This is a genomic window from Variovorax sp. E3, from assembly GCF_016082275.1.
In the GTDB taxonomy this organism is placed as follows: Bacteria; Pseudomonadota; Gammaproteobacteria; order Burkholderiales; family Burkholderiaceae_C; genus Variovorax.
Window position 1 is genome coordinate 1 of the sequence record NZ_MOWM01000382.1, and the last position, 522, is coordinate 522.

1 pseudogene is annotated in these 522 nt (G+C 73.0%); it reads left to right on the top strand.

What is annotated here, in order from left to right:
• A pseudogene (locus tag BMG07_RS40985) lies at positions 1 to 313 on the top strand (hypothetical protein); the annotation flags it as partial.
• Between the last annotated feature and the right edge of the window lie 209 nt (positions 314 to 522).

Below are 522 nucleotides of genomic sequence, written 5' to 3' on the forward strand. Positions count from 1 at the left end.
CCGCCGGCCAGCGCGTGAGCTTCACCGCCGACGCCGTGGGCGCGCTGTCGCCCGTGGGCCCCGGCGCCGGGCCTGGGCGCGCGGCGTGCTGTACGCCGAGGACATGCCGCTGGGCGAGCTGCTCGCGGAAATCGGCCGCTACCGCAGCGGCGTGCTGCGCTGCGACCCGGCCGTGGCGGGCCTGCGCGTGTCGGGCGCGTTCCAGCTGGGGGACACCGACCGCATTCTTTCGGTGCTCGCGCAGACGCTGCCCGTGCGCGTCGATGCGCGCACCCGCTACTGGGTGACCGTCGGCGCGTTGAGCCGGGCCTGAAAAAACTTGCCGGCGCGTGTCCGGTTTTCGCGCCTTGCCTGTCATGTCGATTGAAACCCCTCCCTCGACCTGATTCGCGACAAGGACCTCTCGCCATGATTTCCCGGCCTTCCGTTTCTTCTTCCGCATCACGGCGCAGCCGCGCCGCCCGCGCCGTGCAGGGCGCGCTGTGCGCCTTCGGCCTGGGTGCCGCGGGGCTCGCGCCGCTG